The organism is Streptomyces flavidovirens DSM 40150, assembly GCF_000429085.1.
GTDB lineage: Bacteria > Actinomycetota > Actinomycetes > Streptomycetales > Streptomycetaceae > Streptomyces > Streptomyces flavidovirens.
Genome location: NZ_AUBE01000026.1, coordinates 1 through 13,325, shown reverse-complemented (window position 1 = coordinate 13,325; position 13,325 = coordinate 1). Strand labels below are relative to the sequence as shown.

Below are 13,325 nucleotides of genomic sequence, written 5' to 3'. Positions count from 1 at the left end.
TGATGGGCGCACGACACCGCGGACCAACCACGACCAGGTGGGACCCAAAGGTGTACGGCGGCGCGCGACGGTGGTGGAGGGGTCGATGACTCAGGGGGCCGGTCAGGGACCCGCAGTGCGGACGGCTACATTGCGGGACTTCCGCGTACCGCCGTACGCACAGGCCCCCGATCCCGCGCACACGGACGCCTACGGGACCGACTACGGGAGCACCTACGGCGGTCCCTACGCCGTCGACGAGGAGCCGGAGGGGTACACACCCACCCAGCGCGACCTCCCGGTGATCAGCCGCGGCGGCCCCGGCGACACACTCCAGGTGTCGGTGCGGCCCGGCCCCGAGCCGCGGCCCGCCGCCGGCGAGGGCCTCGGCCCGCTCTTCGTCGTCGGCGATGTGCACGGCTACCTGGACGAGTTGTACGCCGCCCTCGCCGAGCAGGGCCTCATCGACGCCGAGGGCCGCTGGGCGGCCGGCAACGCCCGCCTCTGGTTCCTCGGCGACTTCACGGACCGCGGGCCCGACGGGATCGGCGTCATCGACCTGGTGATGCGGCTGTCCGCCGAGGCCGCGGCCGCCGGCGGCTACTGCAAAGCCCTCATGGGCAACCACGAGCTGCTGCTCATCGGCGCCAAGCGGTTCGGCGACACCCCGGTCAACTCCGGTGCGGGCACCGCCACGTTCCAGGCCGCCTGGCTGCTCAACGGCGGCCAGAAGGCCGACATGGACCGGCTCCAGGACGTACACCTGCAGTGGATGTCCCGCCTCGACGCGATCGCACTGGAAGACGCGCATCTGCTGACGCACTCCGACACCACCGCCTATCTCGACTACGGCAGCACCATCGAGGACGTGAACGACACAGTCCACGCCATTCTCACCCGCAACGACGCCGACGAGTGCTGGGACGTTTTCCGCAAGCTCACCAAACGCTTCGCCTTCCGCGACGAGGGCGGCGCCCAGGCCGTGCGCGAGCTCCTCGACGCGTACGGCGGCGAACGCATCGTCCATGGTCACAGCCCCATCCCCTACCTGCTGGGCGAGGTGGGCAATGAGAGCGCGGACGACGACGAGGACAATTCCGGACCGGTCGTGGAGGGTCCCCACGTGTACGCCGACGGGCTCGCCATCGCCATGGACGGCGGCGTGACCATGGCCGGAAAGCTGCTGGTGGTCCAACTCCCCCTGCATAACTGAACTTCGCGGGGGCAAGCGCGGCCATATACATGCCGCACTTACCACTGGGCCTATTTCCGGAAACCCCCTGTCACCCCGTGCCGTAGGCGCTCTACCATCGGCTTATCCGTAGCAGGCTCTCCTCCGTTTCCGCCCCATTACCCGCCCATGGCGGGTATTCCGGCCCTACGGAGCATCGGGGGATGCACATGAACAGCAGCGCTCCGCACCTGCTGGCCGAGGACCGCCCGGAATTCGAACGCGTTCTCGACGAGGCATTGCGCACCGCTCACCACCGCCCGGAACTCTCCACCATCGGGCAACGGCTGAACTCGACCCAGCTGCGCACCATGGCAATGAACGCCAGTGCGCTCATCGCCGCGGCGGCGGCCGCCGAATACGACCATTACGTAAAGGTCCGCGAGGAAATGCGCACGCCTCCCGCGGCGGCCGACAACGCCGGCTCCGTCCTCGCCATGGGCGACGCCACGACGGAGACGACGGGCGCGGGCGCGGCCGCCGTCGTCGCCGTTCTGACCCCCGTACTGGCGGGCACCGCCTCCGTGATCTTCCTGATCGCCGGATACCTCCTCACCATGCTCACGCCCGAACCGGCCTTCGCCCGGACTCTGCTGACGGCCGGCTGGATCTTCGCGGCGCTCGCGGCCGCGGGCTTCCTGGCCGCCGCCGTCGGCCTGCTCCTGACGGCCCTGCGCAACGGCTCGACGGCGTACCGCGACGGACGGGGAGGCGAGCGGAACCCAGAGGTGGAACGGGCCGGCGAGGCGTGGCGCCACGCCCTGCTGGAACGGGGCGTCGTACCTTTCCTGCGGGCCGCCCTGGCCGAACCGGGCACGGGCCCGGCCGCCCCGGCGCCGCGCCGGCCCGCCGGCCGTATCCCCGACCTGGGGTACTCGCGACCCGACTACAGCAGCCCCGGCCCGGACGGCGGCACCACACCGGGGCCACGCCCGAGCTTCTCCAGCCCGGACTTCTCCAGCCCCGACTTCGGTGGCCCCGATCACAAACCCGAGTAACTACGGGAGCCGCCGGACGATCTGCGCCTGCGCGCGTTCCACCGTCGCCCTCCACGATCAAGGCGGAGGTGTGGAGCGGCCCCAGTGCGAACGTGGTCCAGGCGCGGCTGGGCTCACCACGGGAGCGCATGCTGCGCACCGCGCTCGCCGAGCCCCTGCGGATCCTGAACCAGGCGTCCTGCAAGGGCTGTTGAAACAACGTGGCGAACACCATGCCCAGCACAGCGCCCACCTCAAGTGGTGGGCGGTGGTTGCCTGTTCCGTTACCGCGCGCGGGCCCGCGCCGGTGGCGATCCGGCCGGTCCGTGCACCTTGAGGTCGGGCAGGTAGTCCAGCACCACGTCGACGCAGACGATCTCCGCGGCCTCCGATCGCCCCACCCAGACCGAATACGTGCCGTCCCCGCACGTCGCGAAGGCGACGAGATCGGCCGCCGTGGCCTTGTCGGTGGTCCGCAGTATGTACATGGAGTCCGAGAGGTGCTCGCCGGCGTGCGGGTCGTTGTGGACCAGGGCCCGCTCGAAGAGCCCCCGCAAGGGCCCCCAGGCCGCGGCATCGGCGAAGCAGCCGGTCGCCGCGTCCGTTTCGAAGCCGTACGCCTCGTCGTCCCCGAGCAGCCGGATGTCGTCGTCCTCTCCCAGAGCCATGTCCCAGGACGCGGCGGGGGCGTCGCCCAGCCGCAGCCGGACCGCCGTCGCGTCCGTACGGGTCACCCAGCCGCCGGCCCACTCGCAGTCGTAACCGACGCTCACCCGCGCCTCTTCGAGTGCGTACGCACCCGGCGGGACGGTCACCGTTATTCTCGGCCCCCCGTCGTTGCAGGGACAGTCGACGGCCAGCACGCCGCTGGGGACGCGCAGTGTTCCGCAGCGGAGCGGTTCCAGGACGGTCATGTCGGAGAAGTGACGGGTGGACATGCGCGTACCGGGCCGGAACAGCGCCTCCAGGTAGTCGGGACCGGCCGGCCGGGGAGGGCGCCACGCGTCCTGCGGGCGGCCGACCGCACCACCCTCGGGCTCGTCGGCGTCGTGGAACACCACCGGCCCGGCCCATCCCCGCCGCTGCGCGCAGAACAGCGGCCAGTCGCGGAACGACGGCCGGTCCAGCCACCGCTGATCCTCGGAAACGTCGGCCGTGGTGGTGAGCGTGGAGCCCTTCTCTCCCTTGGGCTGCCACGAGGTGCTCCCCCGCCCGTCGGGAAGCAGCCACACCGTCTCGCGGGGGCACGCGCGGTCGAACTCCGGCATGTCCGGGCCCGCGTAGAGCCAGCTGTCCGTCTTCCGGCGGAACAGCCGGTCCCCGTCGAGGAGTCGCAGCTCGATGCGCTGCGTACGCCGGCCCTGTTCGTCGTACACCCACACACCCGCGTAGTGGTCCCGCCACGAAACCAGGCGGACCTCCGCGGGACCGTCCCCGCCCGGTACCCGGCAGACCACGGCGTACGGCAGCCCGGCCTCGTCCCGAGCCCTCGCAGCCTCGGGGGCCAGCGGCCCCAGCAGCGTACGCGCCGCGAGGTCCCACCCCTCGCCGTAGGCGATCTCCACAACTGCCCCCGCCCCGCCCACCCCTGGCCTCCTGTCATCAGATCTGCCGCCAACGTAGCGGCACCCACTGACAGTGGCCGGGGCGAGGGGCGGACGGGACGGACATGACGAGGGGGCGGACGGGGCGGACGGATCAGTCGGCGATCGGGAGGTACACCCGGTTGCCGGCGGCGGCGAACTCCTTGGACTTCTCCGCCATGCCGGCCTCGATCTCGTCCTGCGTGCCGCCGTGCTCACGCCGGATGTCCTGGCTGATCTTCATCGAGCAGAACTTCGGACCGCACATCGAGCAGAAGTGCGCGGTCTTCGCCGGCTCGGCGGGCAGCGTCTCGTCGTGGAACGACCGCGCCGTGTCCGGGTCCAGAGCCAGGTTGAACTGGTCCTCCCAGCGGAACTCGAAGCGGGCGTCCGACAGCGCGTCGTCCCACTCCTGCGCTCCCGGGTGCCCCTTGGCGAGATCCGCGGCATGGGCCGCGATCTTGTAGGTGATGACGCCGGTCTTCACGTCGTCACGGTTGGGCAGACCCAGGTGCTCCTTGGGCGTCACGTAGCAGAGCATGGCCGTGCCCCACCACGCGATCATCGCCGCCCCGATGCCGGAGGTGATGTGGTCATACGCCGGGGCCACGTCCGTCGTGAGCGGGCCGAGCGTATAGAAGGGGGCCTCCTCGCAGATCTCCTGCTGGAGGTCGATGTTCTCCTTGATCTTGTGCATCGGGACGTGACCAGGACCCTCGATCATCGTCTGCACGTTATGACGCTTGGCGATCGTGTTGAGTTCCCCAAGGGTCCTCAACTCGGCGAACTGCGCCTCGTCGTTGGCGTCCGCGATCGATCCGGGCCGCAGGCCGTCGCCGAGCGAGTACGTCACGTCGTACGCCGCGAGGATGTCGCACAGCTCCTCGAAGTTCTCGTACAGGAACGACTCCTTGTGGTGCGCGAGGCACCACGCGGCCATGATCGAACCGCCGCGCGAGACGATGCCGGTCTTGCGGCGGGCGGTCAGCGGGACGTACGGCAGCCGCACACCGGCGTGGACCGTCATGTAGTCGACGCCCTGCTCGGCCTGCTCGATGACCGTGTCCTTGTAGATCTCCCAGGTCAGCTCCTCCGCGCGGCCGTCGACCTTTTCGAGGGCCTGGTAGAGCGGAACGGTGCCGATCGGGACGGGGGAGTTGCGCAGCACCCACTCGCGGGTGGTGTGGATGTTGCGGCCGGTCGACAGGTCCATGACCGTGTCGGCGCCCCACTTGGTGGCCCACGTCATCTTGTCCACCTCCTCCTCGATGGAGGAGGTGACGGCGGAGTTGCCGATGTTGGCGTTGACCTTCACCAGGAACCGCTTGCCGATGATCATCGGCTCGATCTCCGGGTGGTTGACGTTCGCCGGCAGGACCGCGCGGCCCGCCGCGATCTCCTCCCGTACGACCTCGGGCGCCACGTTCTCCCGGATCGCCACGAACTCCATCTCGGGCGTGATGTCCCCGCGGCGGGCGTACGCGAGCTGCGTGACGGCCTGGCCGTCGCGGCCCCTGCGGGGCTGGCGCGGACGGCCGGGGAAGACCGCGTCGAGGTTACGCAGTCCCCCGCGCGGCGACGTGTGCTTGATCCCGTCGTCCTCGGGACGGACCGGGCGGCCCGCGTACTCCTCGGTGTCGCCGCGACCGATGATCCAGTTCTCACGCAGCGGCGCGAGTCCGCGGCGTACATCCGTCTCGATGGTGGGGTCGGTGTACGGGCCGGACGTGTCGTACAGCGTCACGTCCTTCCCGTTGGTGAGGTGCACCTGCCGAACCGGCACGCGAAGATCCGAACGAGAGCCCTCGGGCCCCGTCACGTACCCCTTGTGCCAGCCCGGCTTGCGGCCGTCCTGGCTGGTGGCAGGCGTGTGTGCATCCGCTGTGGTCATGAGACCTACTCCCTACGCCGGCATTACCCGGTAACAGGTTCGGCGGTCGACGCAGCGGCTTTCGTACGGATTTGCGTACGAAGGTCAGCGCCCTCTCAGCCCGGTGCTCCGAGCTCCCGCGTGTGCAAAGGTGCCCCCACGCTAGCGTCCTTTCTGGCGCGCTGAACAGAGGGCCCCCTCCGTTCTTGCGATGATCGGTCGGTGACGTCCCCACAGCCCACCCCTCAGCCAACGCCCGAAATCCACGGCCACACCCACAGTCACGGGCCCGCCGCGCCCGTCTCCAAGCACCTGCGCAAGGTCATCGCGGCGGTGCTGATCCCCTTCGCCACGGCCGTTTTCATCGGCCTCGTCGTGCTCTGGCCCGGCGGCGCGCCCGAACACGAGCGCACCGGTGTCGGTTTCGACCGGCAGACCGTGTCGGGCAGGGTCATGGACGTTCAGCAGGTCGACTGCAAAGACGTGAACGCCGCCCAGGTGCCACCGACCGGCGACACGTCCACGCCGTCCGGCCGCGAGGCCCAGCAGGCGCAGCAGGGCACCTGCGAGAGGGCGACGGTCGAGGTCACGTCCGGCAAGGACAAGGGCCGTACCTTCACCGAGATCGTCCAGCCGGACGCGCCGAGACAGCTCAACGAGGGGCAGGGCGTGGTGGTGGCGTACGCGCCCGACGCGCCCCGCGACCTCCAGTACTCGGTGACGGACGTGGACCGCGGGTTCCCGATGGCACTGCTGGCCGGCATCTTCGCGCTCGCGGTGATCGTCGTCGGCCGCATGAAGGGCCTGATGGCGCTGATCGCGCTCGCCGTGTCCTTCGCGATCCTGACGCTGTTCATCCTCCCCGCGATCCTCCAGGGGTCGAACCCGCTGGTCGTCGCGGTCGTCGGGGCGAGCGCCATCATGCTGATCGCGCTCTACGCCTGCCACGGCCTGACCGCCCGTACGTCCGTCGCCGTAGTCGGCACACTCATCTCGCTGCTGCTGATCGGGCTGCTCGGCTCCCTGTTCATCGGCTGGGCGTACCTCAGCGGCAACACGGACGACAACACCGGGCTCATCCACGGCCTCTACCCGGACATCGACATGAGCGGCCTGCTGCTCGCGGGCGTCATCATCGGCTCGCTCGGTGTGCTCGACGACGTGACGGTCACCCAGACGTCGGCGGTCTGGGAACTCCACCAGGCGGACCCGTCGATGGGCCCCCGCGCCCTCTACCGGGCAGGTATCCGCATCGGCCGCGACCACATCGCGTCCGTCGTCAACACCCTCGTCCTGGCGTACGCGGGCGCCGCCCTGCCCCTGCTGCTGCTGTTCTCCATCGCGCAGAGCAGCGTCGGTACGGTCGCCAACAGCGAGCTGGTCGCGGAGGAGATCGTACGGACACTGGTCGGCTCGATCGGTCTGGTCGCCTCGGTGCCGGTAACGACCGCGCTGGCGGCGCTGGTCGTTTCGGCCGACCGGCCGGCACCGGACGGACCTGCTGCCGCTTCACCCGCACGCGGCAGTGGCGGTCCCGGCGGCGGATTCAGCGGCGGATTCGGCGGTGGATTCGGCGGTGGCGGCAAGGGACGGCGCCGCAAGCGCTGACCTGCCGCCCGGTGCGGGGCGCGCTCAGCCGGCGTTCTGCTCCTCGGCGAGGATGCGGCCGAGCGCTTCGTCCAGGTTTCCCTCAAAGTCCCCGAGGGCGCACTCCTGTCCCAGCGGCACCAGCCTGTCCGTACGGTCGAGGAAGGCCACCAGCGGAGCGGCGCTCGCCCGGAACAGCGCACGGTCCCCGGCCACCTGAAGGCGGATGTGAACATCCACGAGCTCTTCCGGGTCGGCCGGCCCGATGTGCACATCGCCTTCGCCGCACGGCTTGGCGAGACCGTCGACAAGCAGCTCACGGCCGAACGCCCACGTGACGGGATCATCGCCGGGCAGATGGAACGTCATTCGGACCGCGTACGGGTCCCCGGTCGCGTACCGGAGCTCCACCGGGATCCGGAAAGAGAGCTCCTCCGAGACCAGGAAACTCATCATGACTTCTGCCTGAACCGACTCGCGCATCGCTTACCCCGCACCTAGTGAACTGGCCGCAAAACCCATCGTGCTTGCAGCACAAGGAGAGAAACAAGGAGTGACATTTCAGATACTGATAGAGAATGCGAACGAGCCGAGCAGGCCGCCCACCGCAGCGCGTAATGGTCCGACTGCTCCAGGGTCGGAGCCGGCGCCGGCGCCGGCGTCAAAGCCGGAGCCGGCGTCGTCGGAGTCGGCGGAGCGGCGGCCGTTTGTGCCGTGGCCACAGGACACACCCCCAGGCGTACCGACGGGCCGGGCGCCCGCCTGAGGCATCAGAGAGTCGTCACCCTAACCGCCCAGTCCCGTCGCGCAGAGTGCTCGGGCTGCGGATCCCCCGGCTGGGCTAACGGCCGTACGGGCTACCAGTCGCTGCGCGACGACGAGGACGAGGCCATGAACTTGCGTACGCCGTAAATCAGTCCGCCCACCAGCGCGACGAAGACCAGCACCTTGAACAGGAAACCGATCAGCACACCGATGGCGCTCAGGATGACGCCGCCGAACACGACCAGCGCGATGACGGGCACCGCGACCCACTTCACCCACCACGGCATCCCCGCGAATATCTCCCGCACAGCCATCGCTTTCCCTCTTCTCCCTCGCAGCACTTCTTCCTGACCTCGATGCTAGGGGCGAAGAGGCAGCCCGCGGGGCACCCGCATCCCTTGAAGACCCCTGACCGGCCCCCTAGGGATCCCCGATCAGGAGCCCCGGATTCCGGCCGCCGGCCCGCCCGTCAGCTCTCGGGCGGCGAGAAGACGACCATCACCCGCAGATCCTCGCTGATGTGGTGGAACTTGTGCGGCACCCCCGCCGGTACGTACACCACACTGCCCCGCCCCACCTGCGTCGTCTCCATACCGACGGTGATCGAGGCGCGCCCGCTGACGACGAAGTACACCTCGTCCTCGCGGTGCGGCTGCTGCGGGTCGCTCTCACCCGCGTTCAGCGCGTACAGGCCGACCGACATGTTCCTTTCCCTCAGGAACTGCAGGTACGCACCTTCGTTGGCGGCGCGCTCCGCCTCCAGCTCGTCCAGTCGGAATGCCTTCATCGTCCGTCCGCCCCTCGGCCAGTCGTGCGCCGGTGTCCGGCGCCGATCATGTCTGCCACGATCAGACACATGATGAATTTCCTAGTCAAGACGATCGCCAACGCAGGGGCTCTGGCAGTAGCCATCTGGCTCCTCCACGACATCACGCTCACCGGCGACAGCACCGGCAACAAGGCGCTGACACTGATCATCATCGCGCTCCTCTTCGGCCTGGTGAACTTCCTCGTCAAGCCCGTCGTGAAGCTGCTGACGCTGCCGCTGTTCATCCTCACGCTCGGCCTGATCACCCTGGTCATCAACGCGCTGATGCTGCTGCTGACCTCCTGGCTGGCCGACACGTTCGACCTCAGCTTCCACGTCGAGGGCTTCTGGACGGCCGTACTGGGCGGCCTGATCATCAGCATCGTCTCGTGGGTCCTCAACGTCGTCCTGCCGGAAAAGGACTGACGCATGGGTTCCGAGAACCCCACGGTCGGAGACGGCACCCGGGCGGTGCGCGCGGGCCTTCCCGAACCTGTCGCGTACGAACCGACGCTTCCCGGACCGGTCTTCGCCGCGCACTACCACCTGCCCGGCGAGCCGACCGGACCGTACACCTACGGACGCGACGAGAACCCCACCTGGACCCACCTGGAACGGGCCATCGGCGAACTGGAGGCACCGGGGGAAGAGGGCGTCGAAACCGTCGTCTTCGCCTCCGGCATGGCCGCCGTGTCCGCCGTGCTCCTCTCCCAGACGCGGGCCGGCGACACGGCCGTACTGCCCGACGACGGCTACCAGGCCCTCGCGCTCGTACGCGAACAGCTGGCGGCGTACGACGTGCGGGTGCGCACCGCGCCCACCGGCGGCGACGCCCAGCTCGGCGAACTCGACGGGGCGCGGCTGCTGTGGATCGAGACGCCGTCCAACCCGGGGCTCGACGTGTGCGACATCCGCCGGCTCGCGGACGCCGCGCACGCCGCCGGAGCCCTCGTGGCGGTCGACAACACCCTCGCCACCCCACTCGGCCAGCGCCCCCTGGAACTGGGCGCGGACTTCTCCGTCGCCAGCGGCACCAAGGGCCTCACCGGCCACGGCGACGTCCTGCTCGGCTACGTGGCCTGCCGCGACGCCCGCCTTGCCGCGCGGGTACGGCGCTGGCGCAAGGTCGTCGGGGCCATCCCCGGCCCCATGGAGGCCTGGCTGGCGCACCGTTCCCTGGCCACCCTCCAACTGCGCGCCGACAAGCAGGGCGCGAACGCGCTGGCCCTCGCCGAGGCACTGCGCGAACACCCCGCCGTGAGCGCACTGCGCCACCCCGGACTGCCCGGTGATCCGTCGTACGCCGTCGCGTCACGCCAGATGCGCCGCTTCGGCTGCGTCGTCTCCTTCACGCTGCCCGACCGCCGGTACGCCGAGCGGTTCCTGGAAGGGCTGCGGCTGGCCGACGACGCAACCAGCTTCGGCGGCGTACGGTCCACCGCCGAGCGGCGCGGGCGCTGGGGCGGCGACGCCGTACCGGAGGGCTTCATCCGCTTCTCCGTCGGCGCCGAAGACGCCGACGACCTGGTGGCCGATGTGCTGCGCGCGCTGGAAGAGGCGGCGCCCTGACGCGGCCCCCGCGTACAACGGACGGTCCGAGCCTCCCCCCTCATGGCTCGGACCGTCACGGTTCCACGCGCGAAGAACCGCGGGGTCAAGGCTAGTTGACTCTGCGTCAGTGTCCAATCACGGTAGCGACAGAGACCTATCGACATATTTATAGTTGTGACCGTCGGCGACCTCGCCGGGACGGGAGACCGCGCCATGGACCTGGCTCTGCTCCGCACGTTCGTCACGGTGCACCGGGCCGGTTCCTTCACCCGCGCGGCCGCCCTCCTGGGCCTGTCGCAGCCCGCCGTGACCAGCCAGATACGCACCCTGGAGCGACAGGTGGGGCGCCCGCTGTTCCTGCGCCAGGCCCGCGGCGTAACGCCCACACCCGTCGGCGACGAGCTCGCGCACCGGGCCGCGCCGCACCTCGACGCGCTCGTCGAGATCACCGAGACGGGCCTCGACGAGGATTCCGGCGTACGGACCCTGCACCTCGCCGGGCCGCCGGAGTTCACCTCCTTACGCGTCCTGCCCACGCTCTCCCCGCTCATCACCGAGGGCCTGGCCCTGCGCACCTCCTTCGGCAACGCCCAGGAGACCCTGGACGGCCTCGCCGCCGGCCACCACGACCTGGCCATTTCCACGGACCGCCCGCGGGGCACCGTCCTCACCGGGACCGCCCTGTGCGACGAAGAGCACGTCCTGGTCGCGGCCCCGCGCTGGGCCGGAAGGATCGGACCGGGTCTGCTGCGCCGCAAGGGACCACAGGTACTGGAACAACTGCCGGTGGTGGAGGTACACGAGTCGCTGCCGCTGGTCACCCGCTACTGGACCACCGTCTTCGACGCCCGGCCGGCCACGGCCGGCACCGTCGTCGCACCCGACCTGCGGGCGGTGCTGCACGCCACGGCTGCGGGCGCGGGACTCGCCGTACTGCCCAGATACCTGTGCGAGGAGGCACTGGAGCGGGGCGAGATCGTGGCGCTCTTCGACCCTCCCGTGCCGCCCCTGCGGACCTACTTCCTCGCCGTACGCACCGGCACGCTCACTCTTCCGCACATCGCGCGGGCCCACGAGTGGCTGCTGCGCGCCGCGACCGACTGGTCCTGAGGCGACGTACAACAGCGGCGCGGGGAGTTTCAGGCGGGGAGTTTCAGAACGGGTGAGGTGGGCCACTGTATTGCCATGACCGGCACCTCTTTTCCCGAGGGAACCACCCCCGCACCTGCGAGGCCCGTGGTCAAACGCACCGCACGCGCCATCCTGCTCGACGGTGACGACCTGATCCTCATCAAGCGCACCAAGCCGGGCGTCGACCCGTACTGGCTCACACCGGGCGGCGGCGTCGAACCCGAGGACGCCACCGTCGTCGAGGCGCTGCACCGCGAGCTCGACGAGGAACTCGGCGCGAAGATCACCGATGTGGTGCCCTGCTTCGTCGACACCGTCGAGCACATCGCGGGCGGCGGAGTCACCGGCGTGAAAGTGCAGCACTTCTTCGTCTGCCGCCTGGAGTCCATGGACCCCGCACGGCGGCACGGCCCGGAAATCGACGAGCCGTGCGGCGAGTACGAGATCGTACGGGTGCCCTTCAGCCGGGTCGGGATCGCGGCGGTGCACCTGGTACCGCTGTCGCTGCGGCACTACCTGGACGGCAACATCGAGGGCGTACGGGCCATGCACGCCCACGACCTGGGCTGACGCGCCCGGCCGGGGCGGCGACCGCTAATCGCCCGCGGCCACCAGCTCTTCGAGAGAGTCGTGGCGGATGCGGTCACCGGGAATCCCGAGGTTCCTCAGAGCGTCGACGCCACTGCGGATCATGCCGGGCGGGCCGGAGAGATAGGCGTCGTGGGAGTTCCACGGGCCGTGCTCCAGGACTGCGTCCGGGAACTGCGTCCTGCCGTCCACGATCGGGTGCACCGACAGCCACGAGTGGGACTGCTGGAGGCGCAGCATCGTGTCGATGTCGTACAGGTCGTAGTCGGTGCGGGCGCCGTAGAAGACGTCGACGGGGCGGCGCGCGCCGTGCTCGGCCACGTCCTCGACGAGCGCCTTGATGGGCGCGATGCCGGTGCCGCCGCCGAGGCAGAGCAGGCCGTTGTCGGTGGTGTGGTCGACGGTCATCGACCCGGCCGGCGGGCCGAGACGCACGGTGTCGCCGGGGCGGGCGCGGTGGACCAGGGCGTTGGAGACCCAGCCCGCCGGGACCGCCTTGACGTGGAAGGACAGCAGACCGTCGGGGCGGGGGGCCGCGGCGAAGGAGTAGTGCCGCCATATCCGCGGCCACCAGGGCGTTTCCAGGCTCGTGTACTGGCCCGCAAGGAAGGGGTAGGGCTGGTCGGGGCGCAGGGTGATGACCGCTATGTCAGGTGTGCGCAGATCGTGCGAGACGACTTCGGCCTGCCACCAGGCGGGCGCCCGCAGCTCGTTCTCTGCGGCCGCGTCGATCATGATCTGCGAGATCGCGGTGTACGTGCGAATCCACGCCGCCTCGGCCTCGTCGTCCCAGGTGGTCGTCGCGTAGCGGGCCAGCGCGCCGAGGAGCGCCTCACCGACGGCCGGGTAGTGGGAGGCCTGAGTGCCGTACTTACGGTGGCCGCGGCCGAGATTGCGGAGGTACTCGGTGAGCACCGGCTTGTTGTCGATGTGCTCGGCGGCGGTGAGCAGCGCCTTGAGGAGACGGTCGCGCTGGGTGTCCATGGCGGCGGGGAAGAGCGCCCGCAGCTCGGGGTGACGGGTGAAGAGCAGGGCGTAGAAGTACGACGTGACCTTGCCGGCGTCGTCACCGATGTCGGCGAGGGTGCGGCGTATGAGGGCCGCGTCGGGGGATACGGGCGCGGCGGGCTCGGCTGGGGCCGCTGGGGCCGGGGTGGCGGGGGCCGTGTGCGCCTCAGCCGCCTGCGGCTGGGGGGCGGGCGCTTCGGGGGCGGGGGCATCGGCCACGGGAGGCGCCTGGGGCGCCGTCGGCGCT

At 70.2% G+C, this 13,325-nt stretch carries 13 protein-coding genes; 7 read left to right on the top strand and 6 right to left on the bottom strand.

The window, feature by feature from the left end:
* Nucleotides 1–85: 85 nt before the first annotated feature.
* Together G412_RS0126220 and G412_RS0126215 are read left to right on the top strand one after the other, a co-directional pair.
* On the top strand, nucleotides 86–1,192 hold the full coding sequence (locus tag G412_RS0126220) for a metallophosphoesterase (RefSeq protein ID WP_037649923.1): 1,107 nt from the start codon (nucleotides 86–88) through the stop codon (nucleotides 1,190–1,192).
* A gap of 182 nt (nucleotides 1,193–1,374) precedes the next feature.
* Entirely contained in the window at nucleotides 1,375–2,208 is an 834-nt protein-coding gene (locus G412_RS0126215; RefSeq protein ID WP_028814683.1) for a membrane protein, read from the top strand.
* A gap of 263 nt (nucleotides 2,209–2,471) precedes the next feature.
* Here G412_RS0126215 and G412_RS0126205 read toward each other — a convergent pair whose 3' ends face one another.
* A complete protein-coding gene (locus G412_RS0126205) occupies nucleotides 2,472–3,752 on the bottom strand; it encodes a DUF4241 domain-containing protein (protein ID WP_244283216.1) in 1,281 nt (426 codons plus the stop codon).
* Nucleotides 3,753–3,885: 133 nt separating this feature from the next.
* Nucleotides 3,886–5,661 (bottom strand): phosphomethylpyrimidine synthase ThiC, encoded by a 1,776-nt coding sequence (thiC, locus tag G412_RS0126200; RefSeq protein ID WP_028814681.1) that lies wholly within the window; start codon nucleotides 5,659–5,661, stop codon nucleotides 3,886–3,888.
* A 201-nt stretch (nucleotides 5,662–5,862) separates the two neighbouring features.
* On the opposite strand from thiC, the gene G412_RS36000 reads away from it, so the two are divergent.
* On the top strand, nucleotides 5,863–7,248 hold the full coding sequence (locus G412_RS36000) for a YibE/F family protein (protein ID WP_078607382.1): 1,386 nt from the start codon (nucleotides 5,863–5,865) through the stop codon (nucleotides 7,246–7,248).
* Nucleotides 7,249–7,272: 24 nt separating this feature from the next.
* Here the strand turns inward: G412_RS36000 and G412_RS0126190 are convergent, their stop codons facing one another.
* The 3 genes from G412_RS0126190 to G412_RS0126180 all read right to left on the bottom strand — a co-directional run bounded on the left by G412_RS0126190 (nucleotide 7,273) and on the right by G412_RS0126180 (nucleotide 8,779).
* The gene (locus G412_RS0126190; RefSeq protein WP_028814680.1) at nucleotides 7,273–7,710 is read right to left on the bottom strand and encodes an SsgA family sporulation/cell division regulator; all 438 of its coding nucleotides are present in this window, start codon (nucleotides 7,708–7,710) and stop codon (nucleotides 7,273–7,275) included.
* 374 nt (nucleotides 7,711–8,084) lie between these two features.
* Complete coding sequence (locus tag G412_RS0126185; protein ID WP_028814679.1) at nucleotides 8,085–8,300, bottom strand: DUF5326 family protein; 216 nt, start codon at nucleotides 8,298–8,300, stop codon at nucleotides 8,085–8,087.
* A 161-nt stretch (nucleotides 8,301–8,461) separates the two neighbouring features.
* Nucleotides 8,462–8,779, bottom strand: a complete 318-nt coding sequence (locus tag G412_RS0126180) for a cupin domain-containing protein (protein ID WP_028814678.1) — start codon at nucleotides 8,777–8,779, stop codon at nucleotides 8,462–8,464.
* Nucleotides 8,780–8,848: 69 nt separating this feature from the next.
* On the opposite strand from G412_RS0126180, the gene G412_RS0126175 reads away from it, so the two are divergent.
* From G412_RS0126175 to G412_RS0126160, 4 genes are all read left to right on the top strand, one after another.
* Nucleotides 8,849–9,226 (top strand): phage holin family protein, encoded by a 378-nt coding sequence (locus G412_RS0126175; RefSeq protein WP_028814677.1) that lies wholly within the window; start codon nucleotides 8,849–8,851, stop codon nucleotides 9,224–9,226.
* Between the two features lie 3 nt (nucleotides 9,227–9,229).
* Nucleotides 9,230–10,369: a cystathionine gamma-lyase gene (locus G412_RS0126170; RefSeq protein WP_028814676.1), complete on the top strand. Its 1,140-nt coding sequence runs from the start codon at nucleotides 9,230–9,232 to the stop codon at nucleotides 10,367–10,369.
* 195 nt (nucleotides 10,370–10,564) lie between these two features.
* Nucleotides 10,565–11,461, top strand: a complete 897-nt coding sequence (locus G412_RS0126165) for a LysR family transcriptional regulator (RefSeq protein WP_028814675.1) — start codon at nucleotides 10,565–10,567, stop codon at nucleotides 11,459–11,461.
* A gap of 75 nt (nucleotides 11,462–11,536) precedes the next feature.
* On the top strand, nucleotides 11,537–12,052 hold the full coding sequence (locus tag G412_RS0126160; RefSeq protein WP_078607380.1) for an NUDIX domain-containing protein: 516 nt from the start codon (nucleotides 11,537–11,539) through the stop codon (nucleotides 12,050–12,052).
* A 24-nt stretch (nucleotides 12,053–12,076) separates the two neighbouring features.
* Here the strand turns inward: G412_RS0126160 and G412_RS0126155 are convergent.
* Nucleotides 12,077–13,325 (bottom strand): globin domain-containing protein (locus G412_RS0126155; protein ID WP_051338615.1); only part of this gene is annotated, 1,249 nt, incomplete at its 5' end.